The organism is Dysgonomonas termitidis (genome assembly GCF_054657735.1).
In genome coordinates this window covers 3,376,248-3,396,058 of the sequence record NZ_BAAHYD010000002.1, presented here as the reverse complement: position 1 = coordinate 3,396,058, position 19,811 = coordinate 3,376,248, and the positions used below count along the sequence as shown (strand labels likewise).

Below are 19,811 nucleotides of genomic sequence, written 5' to 3'. Positions count from 1 at the left end.
TTGTCTATTTTTGATTCGTAAATGTTCTGTTATGCGGATAACACGTAATCGACCTTTAATATACCGGATTCAAACGTCTTGCTGCCGCGCAATTCCCATTTTGATATTTTCATCTTGGATGGGAACAAAGGAATGCCGTCTCCAAACATAACAGGGATGTAACAAAGGTGCAGTTCATCCACCAAATCATGGTTCAACAAAAGTCTTATCGTTTGCCCGCCACCTAAAAGCCAAATATCCTTACCATCCTGACGTTTGATTTGACGTATGTATTCCAATACATTTTCAGTAAGATACGATACGTTTGCTTTAGGAGGAAGATTATTTTTTCGACGGGAAAGCACATAAGTTGTTTTGTCTTTGTACGGCCAATCCACATCAAAAGATGTTATCTCCTGATATGTACCATGCCCCATAAGGATAGTGTCTATCGAATTGTAAAACACTTTATCCTTAAATTCTTTCAGGGAAGGAGCATTAAGTCCTGCTAACCAATCTATTCCGCCATCAGGATAAGCAATGTAACCATCAAGCGACACAGCGATGAAAACTTTAATCTTTTTCATTTTTCTTCAATTTAATTGTTTATACTGTGTTCGCCTGCATCCAACGAAAAAGCGTGGAATCCACACTGCTCCGATACGAGGTACTGGCATACCTAAGAATGAAACAGGCAATTCCACGCCATACTTTCGTATAGCATGAACATTGCGCGTTGGTCTCATTCTTAGTTTTGAAAAGTGCCAGTTTTCGTATCGAGACGTTCAGCGAACGTTATGTTATATAAACGGCTTTACAAGCCGCTATTTTCTATTTTTCAGGGGCAAAGGTACAAATTCTTTGCCTATATTCATACTGTCCGAAAAATAGAAATAGAAAAGGTATTGATTGTTGTGGTTTCTCTCAAAAAGCAGTTATCGTGGCGAAGTTATTTGAAGCAATGGATAAACGAAGCAAGGTAAGGAATTTCGCTCATTTCCATATTGTTGCCCAATGCTTATTCCCGCCTGCCTAAACTTCTGTTTTTAAGTTTGTAATGAAGGGTTAAAACTGTAAAAGCATTTCGTTATGAGTAACCAAAATAGATTGGAAAAAGGGAAACAGAAAAGAAATGATTGAGTATATTGGTAATATGAGGATTCTTTTGTAACTTTGCAGTTCAATATCGTTCTTTGTACTTTGTGAAAAATGACGTAAATAAACGAGACTCGCTCGTTTCTAAATCGTTACCTGTCAAGAAAAAAGTTCTTGTAACTTGCTTGTTTTCAGCCGAGAATAAAAATTCATGTGTCTTGCAATGTGTGTCGAGAGCTTCTGTTTAATCCCACATATTATAGCAATTTCCTTCAAATACTCATTCATCTTTTGATTGGTCGAAACCGGCAATAATTTCCCGTTATTCTCGTCTCTCTTATCTTTGTATTTTTCAAGAATAGCTAATGGAATATCAAGCAAAGGAACATTAACGGGCTCCTTTGTCTTTTCTCGTTCAGTCATAATCCAAAGTCGCTCGTCATAAGCTAACCTGATCTCATCTTCAGTTAAGTTATAAACATCAATGTACGCTAATCCAGTATAGCACTGAAAAATGAATATATCCCTGACTTGATTCAATCTTTCTGTTGAAAATTTTTTCTGGTATATTTTATCAATATCTTCCTTAGATAATATTTCACGATTAACCTTTTGTGTGTGAAATCTAAAATTTGCAAATGGATCGACTTTCATATCATACCCGGTATTAATGATAAAATTGAAAACAGTCCTGAATCGTTGCATGAATTTCATTGCCGTATTATTACTGCATCCACAATGATTACAGAGATATGCATAGAAGTTTTCAAGGAACATGTAGTCTATCTCCTGTACAATAATATCCTCGATGTTATATTTGATACGCAAGAATTCACTCATCCGGTTTTTAGTCAGCTCATATCTTTGGGCTGTTTTAGATGATGTCCTGCTGCCGATCCTAAGGTTGTATTGCTCATTATGCAGGCTAAAATACTCCATAAAAGTTTTTCTGTCAGGGTCATTGCCTTGCAATTTTTCTTTTATTGTTTCAGGTAATACATAACCTTTTGTATCCAACTCCCTGTTGTATAGTTGGTCAATTTTGGAGCGTAGATTATCAAGCAAACGATTTAGATTTGTGGCATCGGATGTTCTACCGATAGCCCTTCCAAGTTTAGTATCCCATAAATTGGGGTCAACTTCCAGCTTGGAGCTGAATTGTACCATTTGTTTGTTGATAGTAATACGGACCATAATCGGAACTAATCCCTGTGCATTAACCCGATCTTTCCTTAAATAGAATAATGTTCTGAATGTTGATTTCATACTGTCAATGTTTAAAATTTCAAAATTACTTTCTAATGTATTTTGAATGGCAGACAAAATATAGACAATATGCTACAATGCAGAGACTTAAATTGAAATTCGTTACCATTTTGTCATCGGTGTTTTTGGGTAACGGATTGGTAACGAAACTCTGTCCGAATTCGACCGGGCGGCTTTCTTATTTGTGTCTTTTTACAAGATATAAAAACAGAAAAACCTCTCATAATCAATAGTTATGAGAGGTTTTGTCTTGTTTGACCTCGAACTGTCTTTAAAAGGTTCAGTTCTTGAAGTGATCCCACTTGGATCAACCGATTTATGTCTTAAACTGATGTTTTCTAATATTTTACAGAAACACTACTATTAATTTAGTAGCGGTTTAGTAGTTATTTTTGGCTTTTTGTTGTCTCTCAAAATACCACTTTTGGCTTGGAGTTGACTTGTATTCTTTTGTTAGTTCAAAAATAGTGATTATTCTTTGAAATACCAATTTTGAAGTCTATAATTATGCCCTCACAAATTTTGAAAACGCTTTCTCTTCCGAAAATAATAAAGCCGTATTTATCAGTGCCAGATGTGAATATGCCTGAGGGAAATTACCTAATTGCCGTTTTGTATCAAAATCGAGATCTTCACTGAATAATCCCAAATGATTGGAATAAGTAAGCAACTCATTAAATACCTTTAAGGCTTCTTCTTTCTGTCCTGTAACAAATAATGCACGTACGAGCCAGAAAGTACATATTGTAAATGAAGACGAAGGCAAACCAAAATCATCATCGGTTTTATACCTGTACATCAATCCCTCGTGGAATAATTCCTGTTTGATTCGCTCTACCGTCTTAACGAACTTTTCGTCATCTGGATCGATAAATCCGTATTGTTCCATTAATAACAGTGAAGAATCCATATCATAATTATCATACGTTTGTGTAAAACTCTGTATTTCCTCATTCCAGCCATGTGCTAAAACATCATTTTTGATTTCTTCGGCTTGTTCTTTCCATTCAGTTTCATATTCTGACTTACCCAAAAAAGTGGCGACACTTACGGCTCTGTCCAACGCCACCCAACACATCACTTTCGAAAACACAAAATGTTTTTCGGTATTGCGGAATTCCCATATACTTTGGTCAGGATTTCTCCATTCTATAGATACCGTTTTGACAATGTTTTTTACTATTTCCCACATCTCTTCTATTTCGTCGAGAGTTCCGGGAAAATGGATATAATAATTGTAGATAACGTCCATCAAGTACCCTAACGAATCATTTTGTCGTTGATTGTATGCCGCATTCCCGATCCTCACAGGTTTTGAATTTTCATATCCCGATAAATGGTCGAGAATCTCCTCTCTTAAAGTCCGGCTGCCATCAATGGCATACATAATCTGAAAAGAGTCCGATTTCGATCTCAATATTCTTTTAATAAAACCCATAAATCGCTTTGCAGCAGACTGGTGCCCCATTTTCAATAAAACTTCTATCGACATGGAGGCATCCCTGATCCAGCAAAACCGGTAATCCCAATTGCGTACTTCGCCAATCGTTTCCGGAATGCTAGTGGTCAGGGCAGCAATAACTGCCCCTGAATCCTGATAAGACATTAGCTTCAATATCAACAGGCTGCGGGATATAACATCATTGTATTGAATAAATTTGCGGGAACGGTTATTCCAGTTCAGCCAATAGACCTTAGTGCGTTGGTATTCCAGATAAACACGGTCGATGTCTATCGATACAAGCTTTTGTCCATAAGATAATAAGATGAACTCCTCTTTTTCGAGGGTTATTTCTTCGCTATTCAGTACCGTGTCAAAATCGAGGCTTGAATACAAGTACATATTATCCTTGATGTTTTCACATGAAGAAGTTTTTATGTAGTCCGCAAATTTCTGGTGAGAGGCTGTTTCTTTAGCATAATTCATCACAGGCTCGTACTGAACCCGAAAACGCGGTTTGCCTGTCAACAGGCGTATATAACGGTAAACTTCCGCAGGAAAGAAATGATCCATTTGTAAAGTCCTGTATCTGGGCATAAAATCGAGTACCTCGAAACTACCCTCATCAGAAATGAATTGTGTACACAGGATATTAGTCCCTTTCATATATTTTTGCGTACATGTATAATCGCCGGATACTATAAAGGCAAAACTCCCACCGGATTTTTCATCCAGAATTTTGGAAAATACTGACGGCGAATCAAAATTTGGCATACACAACCAATCGATGCTTCCTTTTTCCGAAATTAATGCTGCCGATTTACAATTTCCTATAATTCCGTAATTTAGATTATTCATGTTTAATATTTGTTTTATCCGATGTTTATACCGTTCTTTAGGATACAATGTAGTCTTTGTTTGAACCAAACTCGCAATTCCTCTGTTCTATTTAGTATTAATTCACACTTCGTGATCGTTTCTTCTCCAGTTTACTGAAAGAAATACATTGTAAGAACATTCCTGGAGTGTTCTGGAAATTTCTTATTATTAAATTAAAAAAGATGAAACTTATAATAATAGCAAACAGGTTACCCTTGACAATTGTTCAGGAGAAAGAAGAGTATAAGGTTATTCCCAGTACCGGAGGGTTGTCGACAGGACTGGATTCTCTGGAAACAAAAATGGATAAACATTGGGTTGGCTGGCCCGGAATGTATATTGATGACTGCAAGGAAAAAGAAGTGATAGATGAACAGTTGGAAGAGCAGAACTTTCATCCGGTTTATTTATCTCCCGACCAAATAGAAAATTATTACGAAGGGTATAGCAACAGCGTGCTATGGCCGCTCTGCCACTATTTTTCAAATCATATGCGATATGAGAACAAATATTGGGAGGCTTATAAAGAGGTTAATAGTCTATTCTGTGAAGCGGCTCTGGAGATTATTGAACCTGGCGATATAGTTTGGGTACAGGATTACCAGTTGATGCTGTTGCCTAAAATGCTCCGTGATAGAACTCCTGATATCAGTATTGGTTATTTTCATCATATACCCTTTCCTTCTTATGAATTATTCAGAGGTTTACCCGAGAGAGCCGAAATATTGAACGGATTATTGGGTGCCGATTTAGTCGCATTCCATACCCACAATTATATGCGACACTTCATAAGTGCTGTATACAGGGTACTGAAGCTAGATTGTCAACTAGATGAAATACAAATGGACAGGCGTGTGGTTGATGTCGATGCTTTCCCTATGGGGATTAACTATGATATGTTCCATGATGCCTTGTTGAATCAGGAGATTAAAGATAACGCGGAGGAGCTAAGAGTAAGCTTCGGTTCAGGCAAACTGATCCTGTCGGTAGATAGGCTGGACTATAGTAAAGGTATTATGATTCGTCTAAGAAGTTTTGAAGAATTTTTGGAAAATCATCCCGAATATATAGGAAAAGTATCATTGGTGATGATTGTAGCTCCTTCGCGAGATAATGTGGATATCTATGCCGAGCTAAAGAATGAGATAGATATGAAAGTGGGAGCCATCAATGGAAAATATTCAAGTATTGATTGGACTCCGGTGTATTATTTTTATCGTGCTTTCGGTTTCGAAGAACTGGCAGCTCTCTATCATATAGCCGACATTGCTTTAGTCACACCTCTGCGCGATGGTATGAATCTGGTTGCCAAAGAATATGTAGCAACAAAAAGAGGTGAACCGGGTGTACTTATCCTTAGCGAAATGGCAGGTGCTTCCATTGAATTGTCCGACGCCATTATTGTAAATCCCACAGATATAAAAGAGATAGAAAGCGCTATTTTACAGGCATTGGAAATGCCTGCTGAGGAACAATTAGAGACTATTACAGTCATGCAGAAAATCATATCAACCCAGACGGTTAAACAATGGGCTAAAGATTTCATTGAAGAATTAACAGGCATAAAATCCAAGAATGATGCTTTACAACAGAAGATAGTTGAGAAAAAGAATTTTGATATTATAAAACAGGCTTATGATAAAGCCAGAAATAGACTTGTCATACTCGATTATGATGGAACATTGGCTCCCTTTTATAAAGAGCCGATGCAAGCATTTCCTACTCCTAATTTACTCAAGATATTAGAAGACCTGAGTGCGGATCCTAAAAACCATATCGTTATAAGTAGCGGGCGCAACAAGGAAACGTTGGATAAATGGTTGGGGCATTTACCTATTGGCTTAGCCGCTGAACATGGGGCTTTTTATAAAGAAGAAGGCATTTGGCACCAGACAGCTCAAAATATAGAATGGGATGATGAAATACCTGAAATAATAAGACAAACTGTAAAACGAACTCCACGCTCAAAGATGGAGGTAAAAGATACCGCTTTGGTATGGCATTACCGAAATGTGGATGTATGGTTAGCAGATCTTCGGGTAACTCAACTCATCAATGCATTATTAAATCCATGCGCCCGTCATAACCTGCAGATAATGAAAGGAAATAAAATAGTAGAAGTAAAATATAGTGATATTAGTAAAGGTTCGGAAGCTAACAGATTAATAAATAAAGGTAATTATGACTTTGTGATGGCTATAGGCGATGATACTACCGATGAGGAAATGTTTATGGCATTACCTTCCGATGCTATTGCAATCAAGGTAGGGCAAAGTTCAAATGCTGCATTATACAATCTGCCAATACAACAGCAGACTCTGTCTTTTCTTCTGGGATTGTTAGATCAGTAAAAGTAATAGCTATTTTAAGCTATCACCTTTCTTGTTCTTTTCAGCACGTTTATTTGCTTTATCTGCTCTTTTTTCTTTCAGGCTTTTGAGCGGAGTTTTTTTCTCTGACTTATTGTTGCCTTTTCTTTCTTGTGACTGTATAATATCGGTGAGCGTTGCAAATTGGACTCCTTCTTTTAGACCTCTTCGTTTCCATTCGTCAGTTAGCTCTTTACGGATTTCAATACTTTTAAGCCGTTGGTTTATCCAATTCTCAGAATAACCTAAACGAAGATATTGTTCCATAGCTCGATCGATTGTTAATTCCGGATCTTGCATTTCATCTAATCTCTCAGATGCAACTTGTGGAAAATCCAGTGAGCGTTGCCCCCTCGTGCCAAATCTAAATTGACCCCTGAAAAAACTTTATGATTACCCCTAAATTATCCTGGTCGACGGGGTCATTTTTATTTTAGATTTACTTGTTTTTGTCTACCTTCATTTTTCTCACACTCTCACCGGTAAGTTCTATCTGATGCGCCGAGTGGACGATGCGGTCAAGAATGGCATCAGCGACTGTTGGTTCTCCTATTGCATCATACCAGTTGGCAACCGGTAATTGTGAGGTCACAATGATAGATTTGCGCTCATGACGATCTTCGATGATGTCAAGCAATATTGAACGTTCTTTAGCGTCAAGAGGAACAAGAAAGAGATCATCAAGTATAAGTAACTGACATCGTTCTATTTTCTTGAGTTCGGCCTCGAAGATCCCCTTTGTCTTTGCAACTTTTAGCGCTCCCATAAGTTTGGATGCATTGGCATAGTTAGTTCGTATTCCGTTCTTACACGCCTGATACCCAATGGCTGTTGCAATATAACTTTTGCCGGTTCCGGATGAACCGGTAATGAACAGATTCTTTCCTTGACGGATAAAGTCAAGCGACGAGAGCCGTTCTATATGGTTGCGGTCGAGACTTCGATTGATGGTATAGTCTATATTCTCAAGATAAGCCTTGTATCGAAAGCCGGCCCCTCGAATCAGGCGTTGTATGGAGGCATCCGAACGATAGTCCCATTCACGAGCCAATAGTAATGAGAGGAAGCCGTCAGCAGTCATAGACTCGGCAACGGTGGACTGCAGGCTTTCCTTAAAGGCGGCAGCCATACCATGCAGCTTCATACGGTTCATCAGATCCAGAGAAATGATATTTTGGTCTTTCTCCTGAGTAACGGGTGCGGTTTTATTATTTGTTTCCATTGTTGTTGTTAGTTTTTGTTGTTGATTTTGAGAAGTATTCACGTCCACGGATGTTCTTGTGGTGCGGAAGTGATAAGTTGGTGTCCGAGTCCTGATCAGCCTGTGGCAGAAAGTCTGCATCATCGCCCCGGTTCAGGATACCGATAACATCTTGATATCCGTAAACGCGCATCAATGAAGCACAGGCGCATGCCGCCACAAGCCTGTCCTGTCCGAAGGTCTTTTCCAAGGCTAGGATACCTCTGCATGAGCGGAAGGCCTGAGGCATATATTTCTTCTGCGATGCTACATCCTTGAGATAAAGCAAGACGATATTATCTATCTGAGTAGCTCGTTCAAAAACCTCGTCCAGATCCTTTTCGTAGCTACCATGCCTACCGGGAAGATTGTGTGCCTCCTTCCGAGTGTAGCCATAGGGAGTGTCATCACGCTGGTGGGTTGTTACCAGCCGCAGGCCATAGAAGATATCGAGAGTATCAGCATCGTAAACAATATCGACACGCTTGCCTACATATTCCTTTGGCACGCTGTAATGATGCTTCTTGAGAGTTACATAGCTATTACGCATCACGGTCACAGATTTGCGTTCCTTCATCTGATACCGCACAGAGGGTAAAGTTCGTAGATAGTCTTTTTCTACCTCTTCAAACAACTGCCTGCGAGACTGATTGCGTCCGGTAAGTTTTCTCTCGTTGAAACGACTTAGAGATTGGATAATGCAGGCATTGAGTGATTCCAAATCATGGAACATCAGACCTTCGAGATCGGTATAAACAGACTTGTACATCAGTTTTACAGCGTTCTCTACAAGGGCTTTGTCTTTTGGGTGCCTGACACGTGCCGGATATACACTACAACCATAATGCTCGGCAAAAGCGGCAAAGTCTTCGTTAATAACCGGCTCATTGCGATTGCTCCGAGTTACCGCCGACTTCAAATTGTCAGGGACGATTGCAAAGGGCACACCCTCATAGAAGTGTAGTGCATTCTCACATGCTTTTATAAGGTCTTCTTTCTTCTGCGACCAGACTGCCTCACAGTAGGTATAGTGGCTACAAGGAAGGATGGCTACAAAAACTTCAACGGATCTGACTTCGCCTGTTTGCTCATCAACAACCTCTAGACGGTCGCCCGCAAAATCAATATACAGCTGGTCTGCGGCGTAATGCTCAACGTGACCCACCGGACGTGATACAAGCCGATAACGTTGTATGTACGCGCCGAAACTTGCATGACGGAATCCACCCGGATGCTCTCGCCGGTACTCTTCATACAAAGATTTTACTGTCACTCCTTTGCGTGTAAGTCTTGCGGCATACTCAGGTAAGAGCGCCTCCAGTTCCAACTGACGCACTGAAGGGGTACGTTCCCTCTCACCGCTGCTTCCAAACATCTCCTCAAGGCGCTTCGCCGGCATGGACTGAAGCTGCTCCATTGGCATACCACTCTCTTGAAACAAACGCACATACTTGCGCACTGTGTTACGGGATAGCTCAAAGGTCGCGCTGATACCTTTTATACCCATCCCCATTGCATAGCAATGAAGAATGTTTGCTAATTTTGTTGTCATAGTAATTTTAGTTTTAACCCATCGACCAGGAGGGTAAATCTAAATTACATAAAAATCCCCTGTTGGTTTATATTCCGACAGGGGACATTTTTATTTTGGCGAAAAGGGTCAAACATATTTTGGTACATGGGGTCAATTTAGACTGGCACGAGGGGGCAACGCTCACTGGATTTTCCAATCCGTACCGATGCCCGCCTATCTCTGCGTGAAACTGCCGAAGGGAATATCGCTTTAGCCATTCATGCCTTACGCAAAGAACCGGAATTAGATCGTCCATTTTACGGAACACGTCTATCTGAAGATGACAAACAAAACCTCCGCCAGACAGGTCATGCCGGACGATTGGTAGAGATCGAACCTGTCAAAGACCAAAAGATGATGGCATTCGTATCTATTGATAAGTTGACTAACGAACTGGTAGCTGTCAGAGCCGATAAAATCAAAATACCCAATGAGATAAAAGGCGTTACTCTCAACGATGGACAAAAGAAAGATTTGGCAGAGGGAAAAGGCGTCTATCTGGAGGGCATGATATCCAAGAACGACAAGCCTTTCAATGCTACTGTACAGATCGATGCCGATCGCAGAGGGCTGGAGTTCAAGTTCGATAATGCCAATAAGCTATCGAAAGAGCAACAACAATTGAATACGAGCAAACAAGATCAATCTCAATCGCAGGAAAAGAAATTCCATATCCCAACTAAGTTATTGGGAGCAGAACTCTCCGAACAACAGCAAAAAGATCTGAAAGAGAATAAAACGATCTATGTGACAGGTATGACCGATAAGAAAGGAGAACCTTTCAATGCTTACATCAAAGTGAATACAGAAAAAGAAAAACTGGACTTCTTCAAATGGAATCCTGATAAGGCGAAAAAGCAAGGAGCAGAAGTAACTCCCGACAATGCTGCCAAAACACAGGTAGCTGTCAATTCGGAGGGGAAGACTAATGAAGCCACCAAAGATGTCAAAGAGCCTCTTAAGCAAGGTCAAACACAGCCTACCGAAAAACAAAAAGAGAAACAGGAGGAAAAGAAGGAACAGCAACCTCAAAAATCCAAAGGTCGAAAAATGTAAGGGTTGCAAACTCCTTTATTAACAACGGTCTACTTGTTTTCGTAGACTATGTAAAACAAAACGGTCTATCAGACCTCACTAATTATCCAAAATAACTATGAATATAGCAATTATAGCAGAAAAGCCAAGTGTAGCCAGAGAGATAGCATCTATCGTAGGAGCTACCGATAAAAAAGACGGATACCTGTATGGTAACGGATATCTTGTAACATGGGCATTCGGGCATCTTGTCGGACTATCTATGCCCGAAGACTATGGATTCAATGGGTTTAAAAGAGAAAATTTACCTATTATTCCCGAAATATTCACACTACAACCCCGACAGGTAAAGGGAGAAAAAGGATATAAAGCTGATCCCGGAGCATTGAAGCAACTCAAAGTAGTAAAAAATGTATTCGATAGTTGCGACAAAATTATTGTTGCTACCGATGCAGGTAGGGAAGGGGAACTTATCTTTCGCTACATCTACAATTATCTGGAATGCAGTAAACCGTTCCAACGACTATGGATCAGTTCGCTGACGGAAAAAGCTATCCGAGAGGGGTTGAAAAATTTGAAGGATGGAACAGCGTATGACGACCTATACAAAGCAGCAAAAGTACGCAGCGAAGCGGACTGGCTCGTGGGTATTAATGCCAGTCAGGCATTGAGTATTAGTGCCGGAGAAGGTATTTATTCATTGGGTAGAGTACAAACTCCTACATTATCTATGATCTGCTCCCGATACAAAGAAAATAAGCAATTTGTTCCTCAGCTCTATTGGCAATTGGCATTAGGTATCAATAAAGACGATATTTCGTTCAAAGCCTTCTCAAAAGAGAAATTTAATACTAAGGAGAATGCCGAGCAATGCTATGAGTTGTTGAAGAAACAGCCTACAATCGAAGTAAAGTTTGTTGAACGCAAGAATGTATCGGAAGAGGCTCCCTTATTCTTCGATCTGACAGGCCTACAAAAGAAAGCGAATCAGTTGTATGGCTTTTCGGCAGATAAAACGCTGAGTCTGGCACAAACCCTTTATGAGAAAAAATTGATTACCTATCCACGTACAGGCAGCAAATATATTTCCGAAGATATATTTGAACAGATGCTCGAACTATTACGATGTCTGAAAATACATCCCTTATTTGTGAACCATGTGACGGACTTGCAGAAGAAGAAACTAAATAAACAAGCTGTTAACGACAAGAAAGTAACCGATCATCATGCCCTGCTTGTTACTGAGAACTACGCACATGACATAGTGAAAGACGAACGAAAGGTTTATGACCTGATTGCCGGACGTATGTTGGAAGCTATCTCTCCGAAATGCAGCAAAGAGCAGGTCAAAATTGTATTTGTTTCCAACGAACTGGAATTTGAAGCCAAAGGCTCGATTATTATTTCAGCGGGATGGCGGGCTGTCCTTTCAGAAGAAGCTCAAAAGGGAAGTGAAGAATCCTCTGCCGTTCGCCTCCCGTCTTTTACAGAAGGAGAAACCATCGAAGCTATGGCAACTACGTTGGTAGAAAAGCAAACCAAGCCGAAACCTTTATATACCGAAAGTTCATTATTGACAGCAATGGAAAATGCCGGAAAGGAACTCGATAACGACGCTCAACGTAAAGCTATGAAAAGTTGCGGATTGGGTACGCCAGCTACCCGTGCAGCGATTATCGAGACTCTGATTTCACGAGGGTATATTATCCGCAAAGAGAAAACTCTTGTGCCAATTGAAAAAGGATTGGCAATATACGGCATTGTAAAATCAATGCGAATAGCCGATGTGGAGATGACGGGTATGTGGGAAGAAACACTTGGCAAAATAGAGACTGGAGGGTTTGATGCAGGTACGTTTTCCAAAAGTATCGGAGTTTATGTTACTCAGGTAACAGCGGAACTTATGTCATCGAATATTGTATTTCGGGAAAAACAATCGGATGTATGTTGTCCCAAGTGTAAAGAGGGTAAGATACGTTTCTATCCGATGGTTGCAAGATGTACTGACGAAAACTGTGATTTTATCTGCTTCCGAAATAAATCGGGAAAAAATTTGACAGATACTCAACTTACCGAATTATTCAAAATGAATAAGATGGGACCATTCAAAGGTTTCAAAAGTAAAGCAGGGAAAGAGTTTGAAGCCTCATTGTCTCTTGATAAGGAGTACAAACTTCAGTTTATATTTGACAATAGTACCAAAGGGAGCAAATTCAAAAAGAAATAGACCTAAAGCAAACGGTGCTTGGGTATCCCTCCCAAGCACCTCACTAATTATCCAACTTATCCAAGTTTAACCCGCTATGTCTCTCGACATCATACGAAAAAAACGCTTATGAATAAATTGAAGTGAAACAAAGGTAGGGAACATTTTCGTTAAGCAATGTACAGAGACAAAAATATATTTTGGCTATGCCATTGCGAGAATTAACAATCACAGGAGCGTAGTATATGTAAAATGACTAATGAAATTGAATATTCCGAAGGTCGCAGACCTTTTTTTAAAACAATCAACAAAAAGCAAATATGAAACAAAATAAGCCAATGGAACTATCCTATTACAGATTAAGTCTATTGTCATTTCTGAAAGAAAGCCATCCGACATTAGCTATCGATGATGATTTTATCAAAAATAGAGCCGATGAAGCAGCAGAAGCATATGCTGAAGCCATTAGAGATGGATTATCCCATACTGAAGCTGAGGAACTGGCAAACCTAACTCTCTTTCGGGGATTGCTCTTCTCGCGACATGATATGATTGTTCATGTGTTGTGGAACGAGTTTGCCGATATTATATCTCAAAGTGAAGCAGCAGACTATGCAAAAAAACTTTTGCCCGAATGTGAAACCGTTTTCTCACAATACATTCTCTTCGATGAATTTATGTATTCTCCCGAGTACAATAGTCTCTATACTGAGCTGACCGGATGTATTGACCTATGGCTGGAAGAAAATGAGTTATAACAAAAAGATACATCTTCGGGCCAATATTGAAGCCATCCGTACTGTCCTTACTCTCGAAAGGGAGCAAAGGGCAGCTACCGATGACGAGCGATTAGTTATGCAAGGCTACTCGGGATTCGGAGGATTGAAGTGTGTACTAAATCCGGCAAATTCCTTGACCGATACACAATATTGGGCTAAATCCGAACTCGACTTATTCCCGATGGTGGTCGAACTGCATCAGGTTATCCGGGACAATACAGAATCGGATAAGGAATACAAAGCCTACTTCAATAGCATCAAGAACTCGGTGCTGACCGCTTTCTATACTCCACCCGAAATAGTAGAGGTAATAGGCAATGCTGTCCAAGAAACAGGTATAAACATTAATCGTTTTCTTGATCCATCGGCAGGTATGGGCGAGTTCTCCCGTGCAATAGGTGGTAACAATACAGAAAAATTCGCTTTTGAAAAAGACCTGCTGACCGGAAAGATACTATCACATCTTCATCCAAACGAAAAAGTTAATATCGAAGGCTTCGAAAGCATTGAGAATCGATATAACAACTATTTCGATATTGTTTCGAGTAATATCCCCTTTGGGGATATTAGTGTATTCGATGCTAATTTTAATAAACAGAGTAAATTACATAAAGATTCTACCCGCACCATTCACAACTACTTTTTTCTAAAAGGAGTCGATACTCTACGGGAAGGCGGCCTAATGGCTTTTATCACTTCGCAGGGAGTGATGAACTCCCCGAGCAATGAGCCTGTCCGCCAATGGCTGATGGAAAATACGAATCTGGTATCAGCGATCCGTCTGCCCAATAACCTTTTTATGAACTATGCCGGAACGGAAGTCGGCAGTGACCTGATTGTCTTACAGAAAAATACAGGCAAGGACAAACCGAATTTCTGGGAAGAATTATTTGTGACCAGTTCCTTGCATCGGGAAACAGAAAGCTACAATAACGATTATTTCTACAACTTAGGACGTGTGGTACAAACCAAGAGCAGTATCGGCACCGATCCTTACGGCAAACCGGCTCAGGTATTCATCTATGAGGGCAGTACGGCTGAAATGGCGGATTATATGGGACAGATGCTAAAAAGTGATCTGAAAGCCAATCTGAATATTGATTTGTACAAACAACATTTAATAAGTAATACTCAATCAAATCGGCAGCAGCAACCAGAGCCAAAAAACAATATTTCTCTACCGGAACACCCCGAAGTTTTAGAAAAAGTAGAGAAAGTTAGCTATCAGGCATTAGAGGTTAATATCTCTGAGCCAGTGTTATCTCTATATGATCTCTTCGGCTTTTCGCAAGAAGAGCGTAGCCAGATAAAACCGGCCAGAGGTAGAAAAAAACCGGCATCGGTTAGAAGTGGTAAATCTGTACAGCTAAATATTTTTTCCACCAGCAATAGGCAAACAACAACTCAAAAACCGATAGAGCAACCGAGCCCGAGTTTAGACCCTCGTCCCTATTCAGGAGAACTATTTGTATTTCACAAGCAAGGCTCCTTAGTCGAAGATCAAGGGCAGGTCGGCTTTCTGAAAGAACGCTATAAAGATGGGGCTGAGTTTCAGCCTTTGGATGTCGCATTTGACCAAAAAGCAAAGATTAGTAGATATATTGAAATCAGAGATTTTTATCATACGCTGTATAACCACGAAGCAGAGCATCTGACAGAACACGCTTCTTTGCGGAGCAATCTGAATATAGTCTATGACAACTTTGTCAAACGTTATGGCAACCTCAATGACAAACGAAACCTCGATGTTATCAAAATGGATGTTGGAGGTCGGGAGATACTTTCTTTGGAACGTGCCGTAGAAGGCAAACTGCAAAAAGCCGATATATTTTCCATACCTGTCGCTTTTAATCCCAACGAGATAAAGGTAGTAGATACTTCTGATGAAGCATTGATCGCTTCGTTGAATAAATACGGCGAGGTACGCTTAGACTATATGGATTCTTTGCTGGTAGGCAAGAACAGAGAGGAAATAATTCACGATTTGGATGGGCGTATCTTTTACAATCCATTGGTACAGAATTATGAAGTCCGGGATCGTTTTATTGCAGGCAATGTTGTCGAAAAATCCGAATTGGTAGAACGCTATGTCTTGAAGTATCCTGATGATATCCGTTCCCAGACATCCTTAAAAGCCTTGCAGGAAGCTACTCCGCAACCGATCAGGTATGAAGAACTGGATTTTAATTTTGGAGAAAGGTGGATTGGTACGGATGTATATGAAAAATATATAGGCAAACTCTTTGAGACAGACATAACCATTGATTATTATGCTTCTCGGGATGACTATAGCGTCAAAGCAGACAGGAGCAATATGATTATTAACGAGAAGTTTGCTGTACAGGGAGAAAGTAAGTTATATACAGGTATCCATCTTCTCAAACACGCTCTGCTGAATACAACGCCCAATATTACCAAAACAATTACCGTAACCGATCCTGAGACGGGAGAAGACAAAAATGTAAAAGTACCTGATGGGCAAGCCATACAAATGGCAAATACCAAGATAGATGAAATTCGTAATGGTTTTACCGATTGGCTGAACGAACAATCTCCCGAATTTAAGAACAATTTAGCCGATTTGTATAATAAAAAGTTCAACTGTTTTGTACGTCCGCAGTATGACGGATCCCACCAAACCTTTCCGGGATTAGATCTGAAAGGTTTGGGTATTCCCGATTTATACCAATCGCAAAAGGACTGTGTCTGGATGCTCAAGCAGAACGGTGGGGGCATAGGAGACCATGAGGTGGGGGCAGGTAAGACACTGATTATCTGTTGTGCTGCCTACGAAATGAAACGTTTGGGACAAGCCAATAAACCGATGATAGTCGGACTCAAAGCCAATGTACACGAGATAGCAGCTACCTTCAAAACAGCCTATCCCAATGCCAAGATACTCTATCCCGGCAAAGAAGATTTTACTCCACAGAAACGGGTAAAGATTTTTAATGAAATAAAAAACAACTCTTGGGATGCGGTAATTCTAACCCACGACCAGTTCGGAAAGATACCCCAGTCTCCCGAAATGCAGCAGCAGATATTTCAGGCGGAACTGGAGTCTGTGGAGGAAAATCTCGAAGTATTGCGTTCGCAAGGCAAGGATATTTCGAGAAGGATGCTCAGAGGCCTGGAAATACGCAAACAGAACTTAGAGGTAAAGCTGGATAATCTGGCCGATACGATTAAAAATAGAACGGATGATGTGGTGGACTTTAAGATGATGGGCATCGACCATTTGTTTGTAGATGAATCGCATCAATTCAAGAATCTTGCATTTACTACTCGCCACGACCGTGTAGCAGGATTGGGCAATCCCGAAGGAAGTCAGCGGGCTATGAATATGCTCTTTGCCATCCGTACCATACAGGAAAGGAGAGATAAAGATTTAGGAGCAACATTCCTATCGGGGACTACTATTTCAAATTCATTGACGGAACTATATCTACTTTTCAAGTATCTAAGACCAAAAGAACTGGAAAAGCAGGGTATCAACTCCTTTGACGCATGGGCGGCTGTTTTTGCCAAGAAGACAACAGACTATGAGTTTTCGGTAACCAATCAGATCGTACAAAAAGAACGCTTTCGCTATTTTATCAAAGTGCCCGAACTGGCATCCTTCTATTCGGAGATAACGGATTATCGTACAGCAAAGGATATTGGAATTGACCGTCCCGAGAAGAATGAGGTATTGTACAATATCCCACCCACACCACAGCAGGAGGTATTTATCGGAAAATTAATGAAGTTTGCTGAAACGGGGGATGCTACAATTTTGGGAAGAGAGCCATTATCCGAAAAGGAAGAAAAAGCAAAAATGCTTATAGCGACAGACTATGCTCGAAAGATGTCTTTAGATATGCGAATGATAGACCAAGCCTACGGCGACCATGTGGATAACAAAGCATCGCATTGTGCAGCTAAGATTGCTGAATACTATAAAACCTATAATGCACAAAAGGGAACTCAGTTCGTATTTTCAGACTTAGGAACCTATAAACCCAATGAATGGAATCCATATAGTGAGATTAAAAGAAAGTTAATTGAAGATCATGGTATCCCTGCCCATGAGATACGCTTTATACAGGAAGCTAAGACCGATAATGCCCGAAAGGCCATGATAGAAGCCATGAACGCAGGACGTATTCGTGTATTATTTGGTTCAACAAGTATGTTAGGAACGGGTGTAAATGCTCAACAAAGGGCTGTGGCAATTCATCACGCTGATACGCCGTGGCGACCGTCAGACCTCTCACAAAGGGATGGAAGGGCAATCAGAAAAGGTAATGAAATCGCCAAATTATATGCTGATAATAAAGTAGACGTGATTATCTATGCGGTTGAAAAGAGTCTTGATTCTTATAAGTTTAATCTATTGCAAAATAAACAGCTATTTATCAATCAGTTAAAAACGAATAATATGGCTACCCGCACCATTGACGAAGGTAGTTTGGATGAAGGTTCGGGCATGAATTTCTCGGAATATGTGGCTATCCTTTCTGGTAATACCGATTTGTTGGAAAAAGCTAAGTTGGAAAAGAAAATAGCTTCTTTGGAAAGTGAACGGCAGGCGTTCAATCGGAGTAAGTCGTCTGCCATCTATAAATTTGAAGATATTACCCGAACGGTAGATAGTAACTCTGAAATGGTTGCCAGAATGAATAAAGACCTAAATTCATTCAAAGAAAAGGTACAGGTTGATAAAGAAGGCAATAAACTCAATCCAATTAGATTGGATAATCTGGGTAGCAATGACCCGAAAGTTATTGGCGACAAGCTTAATCAGCTTGCTGATAATGCGCGAACCAATGGTGAATACTTCAAGATTGGAGAGTTGTATGGCTTCAAAATTCTTGTCAAAACCGAAGAAAGTCAAAAGGAGGGTTCGATATTCAAAGACAATCGCTTCTTTATTGAGGGAGAGGGCAATATCAAATATTCGTACAACAACGGACATATTGCTACTGATCCGCTATTGGCATCGACTAATTTCTTGAAAGCATTAGACAGGATACCTGCCCTGATTGATAAATACCAATCGGATAATCAAAAGCTGGAGAAAGATTTACCTGTATTGAAAGAGGTTATGGGTGCTGTTTTCAAGAAAGAGCCGGAGCTAAAGGAATTGAAATCGCAGCTGGATTCGCTTAGCAGGCAGATTAATCTGAGTCTGGAAAATAAAGAAAATAAAAAAGAGAATATTTTACCTGATAATAAATTCAATAATCAGCAAATAGATATTTCAATGCATAAAAAGAGAGGTTTTAGCATAAGATAGTATTTTGAGTTGTACTTAGTACACTATATTTTCTTAACAAAAGATTATTTTATAGTATGGTAATTAATTTTAATTTTGTATTTACTTAGATGTAGAATATGCAGCTTAAATGATACATAATGAAGAACTAAATAACCTTGAAAGAATAGCATCGGGAGATCATGAGGCTTTCCGCTCTATCTTTATGAAATACTATCCTAAGGTAAAGTACTTCATTGCTCATATTATTAAATCAGAAGAAACAGCAGAAGACCTATCCCAAGATATATTTTTTAGAGTTTGGACTTCTAAAGAACATTTACCCAATCTACGCTCATTTAATGCGTATATATACAGAATGGCTAAAAATTCAGCATTGAATTATCTGGAACATAAATATATAGAAGATATATATGTTGCTAATTATAGCAATCAATCCGAATCAATCACTCCTGAAGAAGAATTAAATGCCAAAGAGCTGGAGTTTTTAATTCAGATTGCTATTGACCAAATGCCCGAGCAAAGACGGAAAATTTATATTATGAGCCGGATTGAGAATATAAAGAACGGAAAAATTGCAGAAACTTTGGGCCTTTCCGAAAAAACAATAAACAATCAACTAAGCCTTGCTCTGAAAGACATTCGGGATATTTTAGCTCTCGTATTTTTATTTTTCTTATAAAAAATTTGAC

At 39.8% G+C, this 19,811-nt stretch carries 11 protein-coding genes and 2 pseudogenes; 7 read left to right on the top strand and 6 right to left on the bottom strand.

The annotated features are described in order from the left end of the window. Positions 1-29 precede the first annotated feature (29 nt). The 3 genes from ACYQ3L_RS18235 to ACYQ3L_RS18225 all read right to left on the bottom strand — a co-directional run bounded on the left by ACYQ3L_RS18235 (position 30) and on the right by ACYQ3L_RS18225 (position 4,639). A complete protein-coding gene (locus ACYQ3L_RS18235) occupies positions 30-566 on the bottom strand; it encodes a dihydrofolate reductase family protein (protein ID WP_380000891.1) in 537 nt (178 codons plus the stop codon). Between the two features lie 667 nt (positions 567-1,233). Next, entirely contained in the window at positions 1,234-2,340 is a 1,107-nt protein-coding gene (locus ACYQ3L_RS18230; RefSeq protein ID WP_380000893.1) for a site-specific integrase, read from the bottom strand. A gap of 505 nt (positions 2,341-2,845) precedes the next feature. Next, positions 2,846-4,639 (bottom strand): glycoside hydrolase family 15 protein, encoded by a 1,794-nt coding sequence (locus ACYQ3L_RS18225; RefSeq protein ID WP_380000895.1) that lies wholly within the window; start codon positions 4,637-4,639, stop codon positions 2,846-2,848. Positions 4,640-4,842: 203 nt separating this feature from the next. On the opposite strand from ACYQ3L_RS18225, the gene ACYQ3L_RS18220 reads away from it, so the two are divergent. After that, positions 4,843-7,011 carry a bifunctional alpha,alpha-trehalose-phosphate synthase (UDP-forming)/trehalose-phosphatase gene (locus ACYQ3L_RS18220; protein ID WP_380000897.1) on the top strand — a complete coding sequence of 723 codons (2,169 nt, stop codon included), beginning with the start codon at positions 4,843-4,845 and terminating at the stop codon, positions 7,009-7,011. Positions 7,012-7,145: 134 nt separating this feature from the next. On the opposite strand, the pseudogene ACYQ3L_RS18215 reads toward ACYQ3L_RS18220, so the two are convergent. The 3 genes and pseudogenes from ACYQ3L_RS18215 to istA form a co-directional block, all read right to left on the bottom strand. Continuing rightward, positions 7,146-7,356 (bottom strand): annotated as a pseudogene (locus tag ACYQ3L_RS18215) (BRO-N domain-containing protein); the annotation flags it as partial. Positions 7,357-7,468: 112 nt separating this feature from the next. Next, positions 7,469-8,251: an IS21-like element helper ATPase IstB gene (istB, locus tag ACYQ3L_RS18210; protein ID WP_459952321.1), complete on the bottom strand. Its 783-nt coding sequence runs from the start codon at positions 8,249-8,251 to the stop codon at positions 7,469-7,471. Further along, positions 8,238-9,821, bottom strand: coding sequence for an IS21 family transposase (istA, locus tag ACYQ3L_RS18205; RefSeq protein ID WP_380002093.1), 1,584 nt, complete (start codon positions 9,819-9,821; stop codon positions 8,238-8,240). The genes istB and istA overlap by 14 nt, the downstream gene beginning before the upstream one ends. Before the next feature lie 165 nt (positions 9,822-9,986). Here istA and ACYQ3L_RS18200 point away from each other — a divergent pair. The 6 genes and pseudogenes from ACYQ3L_RS18200 to ACYQ3L_RS18175 all read left to right on the top strand — a co-directional run. Next, positions 9,987-10,085: pseudogene (locus tag ACYQ3L_RS18200) on the top strand (DUF4099 domain-containing protein); the annotation flags it as partial. Between the two features lie 111 nt (positions 10,086-10,196). Continuing rightward, positions 10,197-10,898 carry a DUF3945 domain-containing protein gene (locus tag ACYQ3L_RS18195; RefSeq protein WP_380001617.1) on the top strand — a complete coding sequence of 234 codons (702 nt, stop codon included), beginning with the start codon at positions 10,197-10,199 and terminating at the stop codon, positions 10,896-10,898. 97 nt (positions 10,899-10,995) lie between these two features. Next, positions 10,996-13,104: a type IA DNA topoisomerase gene (locus ACYQ3L_RS18190; RefSeq protein ID WP_380001615.1), complete on the top strand. Its 2,109-nt coding sequence runs from the start codon at positions 10,996-10,998 to the stop codon at positions 13,102-13,104. Positions 13,105-13,403: 299 nt separating this feature from the next. After that, the gene (locus ACYQ3L_RS18185) at positions 13,404-13,841 is read left to right on the top strand and encodes a DUF1896 family protein (RefSeq protein ID WP_380001613.1); all 438 of its coding nucleotides are present in this window, start codon (positions 13,404-13,406) and stop codon (positions 13,839-13,841) included. Further along, entirely contained in the window at positions 13,831-19,140 is a 5,310-nt protein-coding gene (locus ACYQ3L_RS18180) for an N-6 DNA methylase (RefSeq protein ID WP_380001611.1), read from the top strand. Before ACYQ3L_RS18185 ends, ACYQ3L_RS18180 begins: the two co-directional genes overlap by 11 nt. Before the next feature lie 109 nt (positions 19,141-19,249). Continuing rightward, positions 19,250-19,801, top strand: coding sequence for an RNA polymerase sigma-70 factor (locus ACYQ3L_RS18175; RefSeq protein ID WP_380001609.1), 552 nt, complete (start codon positions 19,250-19,252; stop codon positions 19,799-19,801). Positions 19,802-19,811: the final 10 nt, after the last annotated feature.